Origin of the sequence: Corynebacterium sp. ES2715-CONJ3 (assembly GCF_024814365.1) — a bacterium.
Taxonomy (GTDB): Bacteria; Actinomycetota; Actinomycetes; order Mycobacteriales; family Mycobacteriaceae; genus Corynebacterium.
On record NZ_JANUXS010000003.1, the window covers coordinates 1 to 15,227 of the forward strand.

General features: G+C 53.3%; 14 protein-coding genes. 5 read left to right on the plus strand and 9 right to left on the minus strand.

The genetic code is table 11. From position 1 onward, the window contains the following. Nucleotides 1-599: 599 nt before the first annotated feature. The 3 genes from NXT00_RS04025 to NXT00_RS04035 are packed head-to-tail and all read right to left on the minus strand — an operon-like array spanning nucleotide 600 to nucleotide 5,147. On the minus strand, nucleotides 600-1,247 hold the full coding sequence (locus NXT00_RS04025) for a DUF3239 domain-containing protein (RefSeq protein ID WP_259078429.1): 648 nt from the start codon (nucleotides 1,245-1,247) through the stop codon (nucleotides 600-602). A 2-nt stretch (nucleotides 1,248-1,249) separates the two neighbouring features. Then, nucleotides 1,250-2,929 (minus strand): DNA repair helicase XPB, encoded by a 1,680-nt coding sequence (locus NXT00_RS04030; protein ID WP_259078427.1) that lies wholly within the window; start codon nucleotides 2,927-2,929, stop codon nucleotides 1,250-1,252. Next, complete coding sequence (locus NXT00_RS04035) at nucleotides 2,922-5,147, minus strand: helicase-associated domain-containing protein (RefSeq protein WP_259158189.1); 2,226 nt, start codon at nucleotides 5,145-5,147, stop codon at nucleotides 2,922-2,924. Before NXT00_RS04035 ends, NXT00_RS04030 begins: the two co-directional genes overlap by 8 nt. Before the next feature lie 65 nt (nucleotides 5,148-5,212). On the opposite strand from NXT00_RS04035, the gene NXT00_RS04040 reads away from it, so the two are divergent. Then, the gene (locus tag NXT00_RS04040; RefSeq protein WP_259078423.1) at nucleotides 5,213-5,401 is read left to right on the plus strand and encodes a hypothetical protein; all 189 of its coding nucleotides are present in this window, start codon (nucleotides 5,213-5,215) and stop codon (nucleotides 5,399-5,401) included. A gap of 72 nt (nucleotides 5,402-5,473) precedes the next feature. On the opposite strand, the gene NXT00_RS04045 is transcribed toward NXT00_RS04040, so the two are convergent. Further along, on the minus strand, nucleotides 5,474-6,091 hold the full coding sequence (locus NXT00_RS04045; RefSeq protein WP_259078422.1) for a resuscitation-promoting factor Rpf1 domain-containing protein: 618 nt from the start codon (nucleotides 6,089-6,091) through the stop codon (nucleotides 5,474-5,476). 623 nt (nucleotides 6,092-6,714) lie between these two features. On the opposite strand from NXT00_RS04045, the gene NXT00_RS04050 reads away from it, so the two are divergent. Beyond that, entirely contained in the window at nucleotides 6,715-7,113 is a 399-nt protein-coding gene (locus NXT00_RS04050) for a cold-shock protein (RefSeq protein ID WP_259078420.1), read from the plus strand. A 35-nt stretch (nucleotides 7,114-7,148) separates the two neighbouring features. On the opposite strand, the gene NXT00_RS04055 is transcribed toward NXT00_RS04050, so the two are convergent. Both NXT00_RS04055 and NXT00_RS04060 read right to left on the minus strand, forming a co-directional pair. Beyond that, nucleotides 7,149-7,658 (minus strand): DUF2771 domain-containing protein, encoded by a 510-nt coding sequence (locus NXT00_RS04055; protein ID WP_259078418.1) that lies wholly within the window; start codon nucleotides 7,656-7,658, stop codon nucleotides 7,149-7,151. A 15-nt stretch (nucleotides 7,659-7,673) separates the two neighbouring features. Continuing rightward, on the minus strand, nucleotides 7,674-8,477 hold the full coding sequence (locus tag NXT00_RS04060) for a glutaminyl-peptide cyclotransferase (protein ID WP_259078417.1): 804 nt from the start codon (nucleotides 8,475-8,477) through the stop codon (nucleotides 7,674-7,676). Nucleotides 8,478-8,545: 68 nt separating this feature from the next. Between NXT00_RS04060 and NXT00_RS04065 the strand changes: the two genes are divergently transcribed. The 3 genes from NXT00_RS04065 (at nucleotide 8,546) to NXT00_RS04075 (ending at nucleotide 11,886) form a co-directional block, all read left to right on the plus strand. Then, complete coding sequence (locus NXT00_RS04065) at nucleotides 8,546-9,274, plus strand: DUF3027 domain-containing protein (protein ID WP_259158190.1); 729 nt, start codon at nucleotides 8,546-8,548, stop codon at nucleotides 9,272-9,274. A 197-nt stretch (nucleotides 9,275-9,471) separates the two neighbouring features. Continuing rightward, nucleotides 9,472-10,932 (plus strand): NCS2 family permease, encoded by a 1,461-nt coding sequence (locus tag NXT00_RS04070; protein WP_259158192.1) that lies wholly within the window; start codon nucleotides 9,472-9,474, stop codon nucleotides 10,930-10,932. 69 nt (nucleotides 10,933-11,001) lie between these two features. Beyond that, nucleotides 11,002-11,886 carry an RNA methyltransferase gene (locus NXT00_RS04075; RefSeq protein WP_259158194.1) on the plus strand — a complete coding sequence of 295 codons (885 nt, stop codon included), beginning with the start codon at nucleotides 11,002-11,004 and terminating at the stop codon, nucleotides 11,884-11,886. Here the strand turns inward: NXT00_RS04075 and NXT00_RS04080 are convergent. The 3 genes from NXT00_RS04080 to serC all read right to left on the minus strand — a co-directional run bounded on the left by NXT00_RS04080 (nucleotide 11,853) and on the right by serC (nucleotide 14,936). Then, a complete protein-coding gene (locus tag NXT00_RS04080) occupies nucleotides 11,853-12,806 on the minus strand; it encodes a DUF6928 family protein (RefSeq protein WP_259078409.1) in 954 nt (317 codons plus the stop codon). The genes NXT00_RS04075 and NXT00_RS04080 overlap by 34 nt on opposite strands. Beyond that, the gene (gene sepH / locus NXT00_RS04085) at nucleotides 12,803-13,657 is read right to left on the minus strand and encodes a septation protein SepH (protein WP_259078407.1); all 855 of its coding nucleotides are present in this window, start codon (nucleotides 13,655-13,657) and stop codon (nucleotides 12,803-12,805) included. Before sepH ends, NXT00_RS04080 begins: the two co-directional genes overlap by 4 nt. 154 nt (nucleotides 13,658-13,811) lie before the next feature. Continuing rightward, entirely contained in the window at nucleotides 13,812-14,936 is a 1,125-nt protein-coding gene (serC, locus tag NXT00_RS04090) for a phosphoserine transaminase (protein WP_259078405.1), read from the minus strand. Nucleotides 14,937-15,227: the final 291 nt, after the last annotated feature.

A 15,227-nucleotide genomic window follows, 5' to 3' on the forward strand; every position in this document is an offset into this window, starting at 1 on the left:
AGCGCTGATGGTACTGCAAACGGGAGTTTGTGGGAGAGTAAGTCACCGCCGACCTAAAACTTAAGATGGTGGGGAGGGGTTGTGTGCAGGCTGTGTGCTTGTGCGCATCCCCTCCCCCTTTTTTTGTCTCATATACCCGTAATCGGTTCCGGGTTGCTTACCATTTCTGGCGCAGGACTATTTTGTCCTTGAAATAGGCTAGAAGATTCCAGATGGTTAGTGTCGATACGGGCAGGATGCGGAGTAACTAACTCGCGGTTATTGTAGTCACCATTTTGCCGACTCCTAGGGGCCCAGGAGTAATAGATCCAGGGAATAAACGCCTAATTGCTCGGTGGAGAGTATACTCTCTACCGGCTCGGGATATAGAGCTGTGCAGCCGGCTTTAGATCTCAAGGGAGTTAATCGACAGCTATAATAAATGGTCCAAAAACTTCCTGTATTCTCCAGCATGGCGCCGTCAGCTCGGGGGGCTTGGGATCCGGATAATTTGGTAGACCTAGATCTAGCGGCTTGATGCTGTACCTAGTTCAAGTGGTCCCGATTCTTTCCTGCAACTAATACCTAAGCGGGGGGCACCCATATCTCCAATAGGGTGGCTATGAAAGCTCTAACTCGAGCAAATTTCTCGGGGTAGCTTGAACGTCTTCAAGACGGTGAAGATTTTCTTCCAAGACTCTCCATTGTTCCTCAGGGATTGCTGCTCTAGCGCGCGCAATTACCTCCCGGTCCGGTGTCCCCCATGTAATAGGCACAGGGGAGACTTCGCCCCATGCATCCTTTGCGTATACATCTTTGCGTCCACTCACCGCTACCGCAGGAACTTTCTCACCGATCTTTCGGGTGTGGTCCCCCAATCCAGTAACGGTGCGCGTAGCTAATGCCCATTGTGGTGGCTGGGTATCGAGTGCGCTTAAATTAACGAGGGCTAAAAGGACGCAGTCACGTGGATTAACCTCCGCGATCATAGCGGCGCACAGTTCGTAGCTATTATAAAGTTTCTCGGCGCTGCCAATAGCTCTAGGTAGAACGAAAACGAGCACTGCGTTCATAGCCGCTAGAGCACCTAAAACGATCTTGGCCACGACTGCGTAACCACCAAGATTTATATAGTCAACCACGAATATTAGGCCTATCAGGAGTACGACGGCTAATAGAGCCGCTTTGATTAATCGCGATCCATCGCGCAGCAGCTCGTTATGTTTGCGGGCATACTGTTCGTCGACGCTAAACGAGAATTTTTGCATCTTTATCCTTCTTTCCGTGGTGCAATCTGAGGCAAGAGCTCATCGAGGTCTTGAAGATCGACTATCCGGTAGGCGTAGCCTTGTTCTGCTAAGAAGCGTTGCCGATTCGCCGCGTACTCGGCGTCAATACTGTCACGACTGACAACTGTATAGAAGTGCACCGATTGCTTGTTTGCCTTAGGTCTGAGCAACCGCCCTAAACGCTGCGCCTCTTCTTGACGGGATCCGAAGGTACCCGAGACCTGAATCGCCACCTGGGCGGCAGGAAGGTCGATAGAGAAATTCGCAACTTTGCTCACCACAAGTGTTGGCACTTTCCCTTCGCGAAATTGCTGGAATAGTTCCTCTCGTCGGCTCGTGCGGGTACGCCCGTCAATGAGCGGCGCTCCGAGTTTCTCACTGAGCTCCTCAAGCTGCTCGACGAAAGCGCCGATAATTAAGGCTGGATCCCCAGCGTGGAAATCAAGAATTTTTCGCACCGCTGAGGTTTTGCTCTCCGAGCACGCTGCGAGGCGGTAGCGCTCCCTAGTTTCGGCGATAGCGTAGCTCATCTTCTCATCGTGCGTCATGGTACTTCTGACCTCAATGCACTCTGCGCTCGCGATGAACCCCTGCATTTCAAGGTCTTTCCAAGGGGCATCATAGCGCTTGGGTCCGATCAGTGAAAAGACATCGCTCTCGCGCCCGTCTTCTCTAATTAGTGTTGCTGTGAGGCCGAGGCGACGCCGTGATTGCAGATTGGAAGTCATACGGAAAACCGGGGCAGGAAGCAGGTGGACCTCATCGTAGATGATGAGGCCCCAGTCTCGGCTATCGAAGAGTTCGAGAGCCCGATACTCGCCCTTGGATTTGCGTGTCACCACCTGGTACGTGGCTATGGTGACGGGTCGAATCTCTTTCTTTTCCCCGGAATACTCACCGATCTCCGCCTCAGTGAGAGAGGTCTTCGCCAGCAGCTCGTCGCGCCATTGCCTCCCTGCAAGGGTGTTAGTGACCAAAATAAGGGTGGTCACTTGCGCCTTAGCCATAGCCGCGGCACCTACGATGGTTTTCCCCGAACCACAAGGTAACACTACGACACCTGAGCCCCCGTTATAAAAGGCGGCTGCGGCCATCTTCTGATAATCGCGGATATTCCAATCGCCGGTCTGTAGCGTGATGGGGTGACTTTCCCCGTCTATATATCCGGCAAGATCTTCGGCCGGCCACCCGATTTTAATGAGCTCTTGCTTCAAGCGCCCGCGCTCGGAAGGGTGGACGGCAATAGTTTCTGAATCAATACGGCTCCCCAGCATTGGTGCGATATTCTTATGCCGCGTGATCTCCGTCAGCACGCTAAGATCTTCAGACTCAAGTATGAGACCGTGAGCGGGATGATCGAGGATCCGCACGCGCCCGTAACGAGCCATTGTTTCAGCTATATCTATCAGGAGTGCTTGAGGGATCGGAAAACGCGAGTAGCTATCGAGGACGTCGATAAGCTGCTCAGCGTCGAATCCTGCGGCACGGGCATTCCACAGGGCAAGGGGCGTTATGCGATAGGTGTGGATATGTTCAGGGGCGCGCTCGAGTTCGGCGAATGGGGCAAGGGCAGCCCGAGCAACATCGGCGTTAGGGTGGTCAATTTCGAGTAGAACTGTTTTGTCTGACTGGACAATAAGGGGGCCCGATCCGTTAGTCATCCGTTTTTCCTTCGCCGTGTATGATCTGCGCTGCACTGAGGCGATGAGCGGGGATACGAATTAGCTCCCCGGTAACTTTCTCAATGGCTGAGATATGACCCGCGGTCATCGCAATGGGGCTCATTTCTTGAGAGTGCTGGATACCTGCAGCATCGACATAGCTAAGTATAAGGTCTAATTTATGGCGAATCGCTTTGTGAACCACGCTTATTGATGCCTCCCCGGACCCGATAGAGTGCGAGGGCGGAGAAGCCTTCAGTGCCTGGAGTGCTTTGAGGATGGAATCCTCACTGAGACTAGGTGTTGATCGTGGAGCCGGAGGGGTTTCCTGGCGTTCACGCTGAGGCCTGATATCGACGCTTAAACCGTGGTGATCCTCGGCTACGGCGTGGTAGCCATCCGCCCGTAAGGCTGCAATAACGTGGGCTAGCGGCGCTGACGATACCGCGACTGTGGGTGCTATCTGACTGAGGCTGAGCCTTTTGATACTTGGGCTGGCAATAATCTGAGTAAGAAGCACAGCATCGTCGATGCGGAGATAACTGGTGGCCACCCCGCCACGGATCTGCCCATGGGTGCGGGAAATATCATCGATGAGAAATTCGATTACTGAGGGTAGCTCCCCGACAAGGTGAGTCGTGAAGAAATTCCTGATATCAGCGGCGCTGCGCCCAGCGTCGAAGCCTCGACGCAGAGAGGATTCCGAGATTCTATATACACTAGCAAGCCCTGGGGATTCGAGGTCAGCATAAAGGTTAATAGAGCGGTGCACCGTTGATTCGAGAGGACCCGGGGCGAGCAAAGTGAGATCGCTATTAGGAATGAGATAGCTGATTTCCTGAGGCGTGAGCGCGACAAGGAGCTCAGCGAAGTTCTTGTCAATGCTGCGAAGCGCAGGAGCAGCGAAGTAGAATCCGTCACTGTGGATGAGAGCCCCCATCGAAAGGCCTTCGTTAATGAGCTCATCGATAAACTGATCATCGTAGGCAAGCTGTTGATAAGGATGGCGAAAAGCTAATTCCGCTGAGATATGTGCTCGAGTTAATCCGGTATCGCCAAAGAGCTTAAAAAATTGCCGTCGTAATGGGGGAAGCTTTTCATCCCAAGTTTCTTCGCTATTGAGGCGGATTGATTGTCCCTTATCATCTTTAGTGCCTGCTATCCAGTGTTGCAAGGCCCCTGCCCGCCACCAGCCCTGCCAGATCATCTCCCACTGAGTGGCCAAGGGCGATTCGAGGAATTCTGCGCAGCGCTCGGTATTGGCCAATTCCAAACCACCCTCCTCGTTGTGGTGGGTGACAACAAGGCGTGCCCCAAAAAGAAGAGCCACGACGGTATGCACAATGCCTTGACTCGTGTGGAGGATGTGAGTCAGTTGTTGTTCACCGCGTACTCCTAATCCGCGATTTTTTAATAGCGCAACGGGTGTGGTGTCTAGGTACTCCACTGTATGGCGACATAATCGTACGATATCAAGAGCGGTTGCAACCGCCTGTTCCGCTAGCTGAGAGTCGAGTTTAGGCTGTGAGTGACTGTTGGGGGAGCTTAGGGGTATAAACCGGTGACCTGCGAGAATCTGGCGCACATAGGTAGGCAAAGCCACTGTAGTATCATCTCGCCGCACCAATAGACCGTCGGCGATTAGGCGGGGTATTGGTTTGGATTGATCGGCATGAGGGTGCGCATCGCGGGTTGTTCCCGTAGCCTGCGGAGCCGCGAGGGCTGTGAGGATCTTCAGCGATATGTGATCAAGAGCCGACACTTTAAGAGCCGTTGTCGCGAAATCATCGCTATCTTTTTCTGCCAGAACGCGAACCACAGGGTGAAGATAGTCAGCCACGGACTCCGCTAGGGCTATGCCGTTAGCAGTGGGGATTACTAAAAGATAGCTGCTGAGGGTATCAATGAGCTCAGAGAGAGACCAAGACCCTTCGATATAAGGGCTTAGTAAGTTTTTCATATCCTCTTCGGGTACCGCGTGAAGATCGCCTCCTAAAGTATCCAAAGCCTCGAGAACTGCGATCTCGCGCGCGTTGAGCTGGAAGAGTGCGCGCACAATACTCTGTTTAAGTCTCAAACGGCCAGCCAGAGAACGAATATGTGGGGGTGTCGGAAAGAGAATATCGGGGCGGTTGGAAAAAAGAACACTCAACTCATCATCGTCGAGGGAGGTGAGATACTCTTCAAGAGATGGTGGTGTGGGGGTGGCAGAATTCATGGTGAAATCCAATTGTAGCTGTTGAAAAGGTGCGGTTTTGGTGAAGATTTGCCAAAATGAGAAGTATGTCAAATATGGAGAAAAAAGGTTATGTTGATCCAGGTTGGCCCACCGAGGTTCCAGGCGGCGGCCACTATGTAACGGATATTATCGCGAAATTTGCTGGTGCCAACAGTCCGTTCGGCGATATTGAGTTTCCTGTTCCAGCCGAGCAGACCGGCTACGTTCATCCTTATACGCGTATCAACAAATAGTATTTCCCAGCAGAAAAGGGCCCGACCGCTCAATAAGCAGTCGTGCCCTTTTTTTGTGGCTACATCGAGCTCCTAGAAGATGGAGTGAATGAGCTCACGGTTAGCGCTATAGAAGGCGTTGAGGTCTACGCGGAAGGAGTAGTAGAGAGCTTCGATCTGCGGGGGAACAGTGAGACCAAATTCTGCGAGGCGAGCCACGATGAGGTTATAGAGCGCGTCAACTGGTAAGGATTCCGCGTTTTGGCCGTCGCGCTCAGCCGCGAATTCTGCTTGGGCTACAGCTTCTTGGACTACAGCTGGAGCATCCGCCACGATAGTGCGGGGGGTAGGAGCTGCGTTGAGTCCTAGGCGAGACGAGCAGGAGGGCCACGCACCCCAGCCTTGGCCGGCGAGCACGCGCTCAGCGACCGCGATTTGCTGCTCACGGGTTGCTTGGTAGGCGTAGGGGGCGAACTCGCCGCCACCATAACCACTCCAGGTCGATGGGGAGAATTGCAGCCCCCCGTGGTAACCGTTGCCGGTATTAATGGACCAATTGCCTCCAGCTTCGCATTGGGCTAGTCGATCCCAGTCGGAGTCAGGAGCAGCATTGGCTGCTGGAGCGAAGATGACGGTGGTTGCTCCTACTACTGCGGCTCCAGCGGCTAGTTTCTTCAGCGGTGTAGCGGTCTTGCGGGCATGTTTCGCCATGAGTTTCTGGGTATCCTCTCAGTGGCCACCGGTTGTGGGGAGAAAGCGGTTAGCTTACTCCTGATACTGGCTGTTGATTTTCGAGCCAGTACTTCCCTTGGTGTGCTTGCAATGTCATTAAAGTGGTCATGATCCCCAATGAGGATCAGCTGTCTTTTTGGTCCTCTGAGCGTAGATTTCTCTCCATAAGGCATTTCGATGATCCAAGCAAAGACCAAGGGAGTGGTGGAGATCATCGAAGAATTGATGAGTATACATCGTACTTATGTTTGGAAAAACCAGAGCTGCAAAGGTTCTGGTCAATCAGCCTAGCGTATTTATAACGAAATTGTCACGTTTTACTGTTTACTTTTTCTCGTAGGTGGCCTCGGGTGGACTATCGTGGCTTGTAGGCAGCACTTTTCGGGTAAGTCGTGGCGAGAGTTAGGTAGTCGCAATATTTGTTGCTGATTCGTTATCTTGGGGCCACTACAGCTCTCTCCTTTAGGGGGTTAGCGTCAGGCTTCAGCCTTCGCTAGAATAGTATCTTTCGTCTATCTATTTTGACCCTCGCAGATTAGACTGAAGAACCAGTGTCCCGCGGAGGCGGCTGAGCTTAAAAAATTTAGGAAGGAATGAGTGTCATGCCTATTGGCAAGATCAAATGGTACGACCCCGAACGAGGTTTTGGCTTTGTATCCAACCCGGGATCTGAAGACGTTTTCGTTAGCCAAGCTGTTCTTCCAGATGGCGTCACTGAACTTCACCGCGGTCAGCGAATCGAATTCGATTTTGCATCTGGCAAAAAGGGCCCGCAAGCCCTCCGCGTCGCTATTATTGATCCACCTCGCGTACACGCAAAGCCGCAGCGCGTTGAGCGTAAGCACTCCGCCGAGGAGCTGGGATCCGTGGTCGCTGATCTCGTGAATCTCCTTGACGGTAAGGTGTTGCCGCAATTAACTGCGGGTCACTATCCTGACCGTAAAGAGGGCAAGCGTATTGCTGAGATTCTGCGAGCTGTCGCTGCTGAGCTCGATATCTAGCATTGAGATCTAATCTCACAGAGCCCGTCTGATCTTTAGGAGGCGGGCTTTTTCGTTGCGCCAACAGACCAAACCACGCTCAGCGGAGTTTCAGCTCCGTCGGCGTCGCGGCCGATGAGTACGGATTTAATCTCCACTACTAATAGCTCGGCATCACTATTGGTTGTGGGGATTTCGATATGCTTCTTTTCGTAGGGGCCGAAGTAGAATTCACTGTTGTGGGCTGGGTCGTCGTAGATACTCAAGACTGTCCAGTCATGGTCGTATATATCTCGAGGTACGTCAACAACCAGCTCGTTAGCGGCGCTAAGATCTTTGAGAGTGGGGCTGTCTTCTCGGCAGGGCTCTCCAAGTTCGCATACGCTATACGGGGGAACTTCGAAGCGCTCGCTTCCCAGTTGAGCCTGTATTTTGAGGTCCTCCGGCGCAGTACCGGGGCGGTTATTCCACCAATTTTGAAAGGCTATTGAGGTGATGAGAACCACGAGAACCGCCACACCAAGCCCCGCTACCTGAACAATGGTTTTTTTCGTCTTTGGGCGCATATTTTTTAAATCCTCCTAGGCTGGCTCACTGCTAAACCGGACCTCATAAAGGTCGGGCCACTGCTTACCCGTGATATAAAAGCGATCAGTGCCGGGGATATTAGCAATACCATTGAGAACATGATCGGTATCGCCGCTGGTGCGATTTGGAACCGTCGAGGCATCGATAATGGCGACCACTCGCTTATGGTCGAGATCAATTTTATAAATATCAGTACTTAAATAGATGTTTGCATAGACATATCGAGTTCCGGACTCCTTTGTGCAGGCGAGCTCGTTGAGCATACTTACCGGCTCACCATCGCGAGTAATGGAAATACGATCGCGCTCTGCGAAGCTCTCTCCGTCGAGAATTCTGAGAGTGTCACTTCCGTCGCTCATCACCATATAGTCCTCGTAGGAGCACAAACCCCACCCCTCGCCGGGGTAACGCACTGTATGAGTAACGTCGAGACTTTCTGCGTTGCGGGCAAAGGCAATTCCGCTTTGCCACGTGAGTTGCCATACCGTATCGCCAAATCGTGTGGCGCCCTCGCCAAAAAGCTCTGGGTCGAGCGGCTGATTATGAGTACTGACGCCGTCGAGTGTGTAGTAGTAAATTCGGGATCGATTGTACTGTCCGCCGCTAACCAGGAGGCGATCACCATCAACCTCCAGCCCCTGGGTGTAGGTGGTGGAGTCGAATGGATAGGTATGAAGAATTTCAACGTGCTGATACTCGATGGGGGCAGCAGAATACGGGGCGCAGGCCCCCGAGCTTAGCGCTGCAAAGACACTTATACTCGCGAAGGCACCGCGCCAATAAGAACTACTCGTCATAGCTATTATCATGCCCCACCACGGCTCGATTTGCGCAGACTTGCTCGGCTATAGGCCATAATAGAGGTGTGTCACGTAAAAGAACCCCTCCGCTGTTATTGAGTGCTAGAGCAGTATCGATCGCCCGTCGCGCCCTTGAGGAACTGGACGAAGGCGAGGTAGGAAGCCATATTGGGGTTGCGGCTCTTGGCAATAATAGTGCCACGCATTGTTTCGAAGCTGCCGTCCCTGGGTATCCTGGGTGGGAATGGAATGTGGTGGTTGCTGCCGCACCTGGTAGCCGTTGGGTAACTATCTCCGAACTTGGTCTCGTCAGTGGAGGGGAGGCTCTTAAAGCCCCTGAATGGGTTCCCTACCACGATCGAGTGCAGCCCGGCGATCTTGGCCCTGGGGATCTCATGCCTCCAGCTCCCTCAGATCCCCGCTTAAGCGATAAGGATACGGAATCGGTTCTCTTAACCGGTCAGGCTATTGCGCCAGGACAGCGAAAGCTTGCTGCGATAGAACTGGAGACCATGAAGCAACGCTGGCACAAAGGAGAGTGGGGACCGGACACTGAATATGCACAAAAAGCCCCGCACCCGTGCAGGAGCTGCGCATTCTATCTGCCGTTCGCTCACCCATTAGGGCCTGATTTCGGGGTATGCGCTAATGAATACTCAGCGCACGATCAGGTGGTGGCCAAAGACTATGGATGCGGTGCGCACTCGGGAGTGGAAACCCCACAAACTCAAAAGCGGGTAGAGACACCCGCTTTCGACGACGAATCCCTCGTCGAGGTGGAGGTGCGCACGTAGGCGGTGGGGTGATGTGAAAGAGCACTCCGGCCGGAGCCGGTATAACCCTTATGTAATATATCTCACATTCTCTCCTGATCATTTGTTAACAATGCAGCTTAAATGGGATTGTTTAAGACGTGCACTCCTCAAAAGTGATTTTTCACATAGTGAGAGTGCAATCGATAGTTACCTAGCCCAACCATTCTGGAGAGAATATGGCCGAAACCGCTGTGGGGCAGAATGCCTCCCCACTAGATCGCTTTTTTCACATCACGGAGCGGGGTTCCTCAATCAGCACAGAGATCCGCGCTGGCGTCGTCACCTTCTTCGCGATGGCGTATATCATCATCTTAAACCCCCTCATTATCGGTACCATTGCCGATTCTGAGGGGCTTACTCTTGGAGTACCCCAAGTAGCAGCCGCTACGGCTCTCGCCGCAGGCGTTATGACCATCGCCTTCGGTTTGATCGCTCGGTATCCTTTCGGCATCGCTACCGGTCTGGGCATTAACACCCTAGTGGCGGTAACCATGGTCAGCGTAGAGGGCCTCAGTTGGCCAGAGGCTATGGGGCTGGTTGTCCTGGACGGTATTATCATCGTCCTGCTTGCCGTATCTGGCTTCCGCATGGCAGTTTTCAACGCCATCCCGGCATCGATCAAGGCAGCTATGGGTGTAGGTATTGGTATGTTCATCGCCATGATCGGACTCGTCGACGCTGGTTTCGTTCGCCGTATACCAGATGCCGCAGGCACGACAGTTCCCGTCACTCTCGGCTCCGGGGGATCGATTGCCTCGTGGCCCACCTTTGTTTTCGTGATCGGCCTCGTTCTGTGTGGAATTCTGGTGGTACGCCAGGTTCGCGGCGGGCTCTTCATCGGAATCGTTGCCACCACACTTGTCGCAATGGTTGTCGAAGCTCTCACGCATGCCGGCCCATCCTTTGTCGACGGGCAACCCGTAGCAACTGGCTGGTCGTTGGCAGTCCCTACTCTGCCCGAAACTATCGGTGGACTTCCAGATCTTTCCATCATCGGCAATATTTCCCTCTTCGGAGCCTTTACTCGAGTCGGCGCGCTGGCGGCCACACTGCTTCTCTTTACCCTTGTGCTGGCCAACTTTTTCGACGCAATGGGGACCATGACAGCACTAGGCAAGCAGGCTGAACTTACCGATGAAAAAGGAAATCTTCCTAACCTACGAGCGGCACTGATCGTGGAAGGCGCAGGTGCCATCGTTGGCGGTGGAGCCTCAGCCTCCTCCAATACGGTTTATATCGATTCCGCAGCAGGCATTGCCGATGGTGCCCGAACTGGTTTAGCAAATATAGTCACCGGCATTCTCTTTCTCTTGGCTATGTTCCTCACCCCGCTCTACTCCATTGTTCCTATCGAAGCGGCAGCCCCAGTGTTGGTCGTGGTGGGTGCGCTTATGATCGCACAGGTTCGCGATATCGATTTCTCCCAATTCCATATCGCGCTACCGGCCTTCCTCACTATTGTCATCATGCCTTTTACCTATTCCATCGCTAATGGAATCGGGGTGGGCTTCATTGCGTATGTCATCATGGCAGCCGCAGCAGGAAAAGCAAAGAGTGTGCATTGGATCATGTGGCTCGTTTCGGCCCTGTTCCTTATCTACTTTGCAGCGGAACCACTGTTGCAGATCGTTGGCTAAAACCCTTTATTAAAGCCGCCTACCACATAAGTGGTAGGCGGCTTTTATCTTTTCGAGAGAGTAACCTCAATGGCTATGACTTATGTGAACATCATCCCTATTGACTCTGCTGTCGATGAGCGGGTAGCCGATTTTCGAGATCTCAAACATTCCGATAAACGCCCCGATATTCCGGGGGCCAAGGGCCTCGTCATAGCCGAGGGACCCTTGGTGATAGAAAGGCTCTTGCGCTCCCGATTTCCAGTTCGGAGCCTAATAGGGTTCCCATCGAAGGTGGACAATTTCCTCGCCCAAGATCATATCCCTGAACTCGTCAAAGATATTCCTATTTATGCAATCGAGCGCGATGATCTCGCTGAATTAGCGGGGTACGATATGCACCGCGGTCTCCTTGCCTCCGCCGACCGACCCAGCCCACTTGCCGTATCGGACGTTATTGAGCATGCGCGCACACTCGTCATCTTGGAAGGCGTCGGCGATCACGAGAATATTGGATCAATTTTTCGCAACGCGGCGGGGATGGGGGTCGATGGGGTGCTCTTTGGCAATGGATGCGCAGACCCGCTATACCGCCGCGTGGTGAGGGTATCGATGGGACACGTCCTGCGTACCCCGTTCGCCCACTTCGGGGGACGCTATACCAACTGGCAATGGGGACTAGAGCAGTTGAGAGAACAAGGTTTTCACCTCGTCTCCCTGACCCCAGACCCGCAGGCTGCGCATATAGCCACCGCGCTTTATGATTCACATGCTCAGCCCTATGAAAAGATTGCACTCTTAGTGGGAGCTGAAGGCCCAGGCTTAACGGAACATGCCATGCGGGCAACAGATATTCGAGCTCGTATTCCCATGGCGCCGGGTACTGATAGTCTTAACCTGGCCACTGCAGCCGCCATTGCACTCTACGAGAGAGTCCGCTCTCAAGCCTTTTCGTCGGGCTCTTCAGATTGTTGAGCTTTTAAGGATGAGAAAAAATTCTTTATCGATGGCGTGAGCCGATCGGAGTAGCGCAGCTTCTCTCCGAGGTTTTCCACAAACGCGTCGTAGAGTAAATGAGCACGCACGGCCGATTTCTGCGCCCAGCTGAATGAGCCACGAGCAGCTTGACCGAGTCTTAGCGTTAGGTCGTCGTCAAGCTCTGCTTCCTCGTCGGGATCTTCGTAATCATCGTAATCTCGATAAACCTCGCCGATCCCCAATTTTGCGGTGGACTGTTGCGCGATTTCGCCGATTGTTGGCTTTCGTGGAGCCGGAGGAGGTTCTGGGCGCCCATCGGTGGCATAACCCACCACGTTGATATTGGGGGCGGAGACTGGGTCGAACCCGAGCCACGCTCTCTGCGCAGCTAATGCCAAATCGAGAGGAGCAAAGGGGAGTAGGATCCCACCCTGACCGGAGCTGAATTCTCCCGCCCAATATGGACTTTCGAAGGGCTCTACGAGACCGCTATCTTCAATAATGCGGTCGGGCTCGGCACTAAATGCCCGCTTGAGCGTTGTGCCATGCCAGTGTGCGAAACCGGCATAACCTGATGCGGTATCGGTGGCGATTACAAATATATCCGCAGCAGGTATTGCTGCGATCAAACGTGGGTCTACATTTTCCAATCGATCTAGATGAGCCACGAGAGTCTGCATAAGACCCAATCCTGGGAAGGCCGCAATATAAAACTCATCGCGAGAGGGATGCGTTGAATGGTTTAGGCTAAAAGATCCGATTGGGGTTATAGGTAGTGTGGGATAAATTTGGGCGAGCAGTTTTCTTCCGAACCCACGATCAGCACGCGGTGAGGCGCTAATGACCTTTTCTGGATTGGCGCTCGTGACGTACCACAAGGTCAGTACCACGTCGCGGGAAAGCCTTTTTACGGTCATTTGCGGGGGCGCTTGGTATTCGTGCGAACTCCCAACAGCACATCTTCCCAGTGCGGCGTTACTGCTTTCCGACGTCGTTTCTCTGGCTTTTCCCCATCAGGATGCTGCAGCAATTCATCTCCACTGAGTTCCTCGAAGGTATCAGTTTTCTCCAGATCTTCTTGGGAAGTCTCAGCCGGACGCAACGAACTCACGGGACTCAAGGAGCGGACTGGCTGAGAAAAACTCGGATTGATGAGGTCTGCTGCGAGCCCATTGCGTGCAACAGCGGTGGCAGGAGAGGAGGAATGACGCAGATAACTCCACTCAGCAATATTGCTGACTAAGCCGGATTGCCACGTCAACGTGACGACCCACTGGGCGGCAGCATCGCGATAAGTATCCCACGTTGCCTGAGATAGATCCATATCGCGGGCGGCGAAAGCAGTAGCAAGGACTTCCCACAGCGTGAGTTTGGCAGGGCCATCGTCGCGGACGGGGTAGGCTTGCTTGGCCATGTCGGCTAGGCGTTTGCGCTCACCAATGATGGGATGTGCATAGGGCTCGATGCGAGAGGGAGAAACGCCGTTTAGCTCAGCAACCTCTTCGATCGTGGCGCCAGCGCGGATGCGATCTTGGATCTCTCTCGGGCGCATTTTTAGCGGTGAAGATGTCCGTAGGTCGACCCCGCGGGAAGGCTTCTCAGCCTTGTCATCGTTGTCAGGGAGCTCTTTTTTTATTTTCTCGCTGGGCTGCACAGTTGCGAGGAGGGAATCAGTGACCGCCAGAAAAAACTGCTCGTCCGTTTCCTTATCGGTAAATACCAATGAGGTGGGAGTCGATTCCGACTCATTGAAGAAGAGTTCTTTCATAGTTGCGGCTCTCCAATCGGTGATGTATCCGAGTTGAGGATCGGGGGAAAGTCCCCGTTCCTCAACTCAACATACTGAGGTGCGTATCCACCCAATCTTATCGCATCCCACCTCCTGTATTGGAGTTCCACGCAGGAGCTGAGTGCCACAAAGATTAGCGATGATCCAAGATATGATCGATCGCTTGGGTGAGAAGGTGAATATCTGCCGCATCAATAGCTGGGAATAATCCCACACGAAGCTGGTTGCGGCCTAGCTTCCGGTAAGGTTCCACATCGACAATGCCGTGTGCGCGCAGGATTTTCGCCAACGCTGCAGCATCGACGCTGTCGTCGAAGTCAATCGTGCCTACCACAAGGGAGCGGTGTGAAGGCTCACTGACGAAAGGTTGGGCATGAGGGTGGTTCTCGGCCCACGCGTATAACGTATCTGAATTGCGGCGGGTGCGTTCCACCATAGCATCGAGTCCGCCCAGCTCATTCATCCATTTTACCTGTTCAGCGAGCATGATAAGGGTGGCCACCGCCGGGGTATTATACGTCTGGTTCTTGCGGGAATTGTTCACTGCAGTCTTGAGATTGAGGAACTCAGGGATATAGCGACCCGACTTGGCAATCTCCTCAACGCGATCGAGTGCGCGAGGACTCATGATGGCTATCCACAACCCGCCATCCGCAGCGAAGCACTTCTGAGGGGAGAAATAATAAACATCAACCGCGTTCAAATCGGCTGGTAGACCGCCAGCACCTGAGGTGGCGTCGATAACAGTCAGAGCATCTTCGGGGGCCGCGGGGCGATGGGTGGGAATCATAGCGCCCGTGGAGGTCTCGTTATGCGCCCATGCGATGACATCGCATCCGTCAAAGTCATGAGAGCCCGGTGTGGGGATCTTGCCTGGCTCAGCAGAGATAATGGCGGGCTGATCAAGCCACGGGGCTTGGGCGGCTGCGGTCGCGAATTTAGAGGAGAACTCACCGCATACCAAGTGTCCTGATTTTTTTCGTATGAGACCGAAGGTGGCGGCATCCCAAAAGGCAGTCGCTCCACCTAAGCCAAGAATGACTTCATGGCCTTCGGGGAGATTGAATAGTTGGCTTAGGCCGGTGCGGATACTCCCGACAATGTCTTTGATCGCAGATTGGCGGTGCGAAGTACCCAGAACGGTGCGGGCTCCAGCTGCCACGGCATCAACCTGCGCGGGCCGCACCTTTGACGGCCCACAGCCGAAGCGCCCATCGTGAGGAAGAAGGTGTGCGGGGATTCTAGGTGTCTCACTCATATTTCTGCTTTCTGGTTTCGGGTAGATACTCGCGGGTGGATACTCATGGAGTAGAAATTCCAGATTACCGATATTCGTGCCCTAGTGGGGTATAAGTGAGGAAAAATCTTTCAGCCATAACCGTTACCTTAACGGGGGTAGTTAGAGGACGTTGATCTTCCCTTTTTGCCTAGTTTTAGTGAAATAAAGGGGGTAAAGGTAGTTCATATCACAATTTTTGCTAAAATGTGCACCAGGCCACTTTTTAATATTTTGGCGTCACTCACAGCTCGATAAACCCGCCAGCGCCTA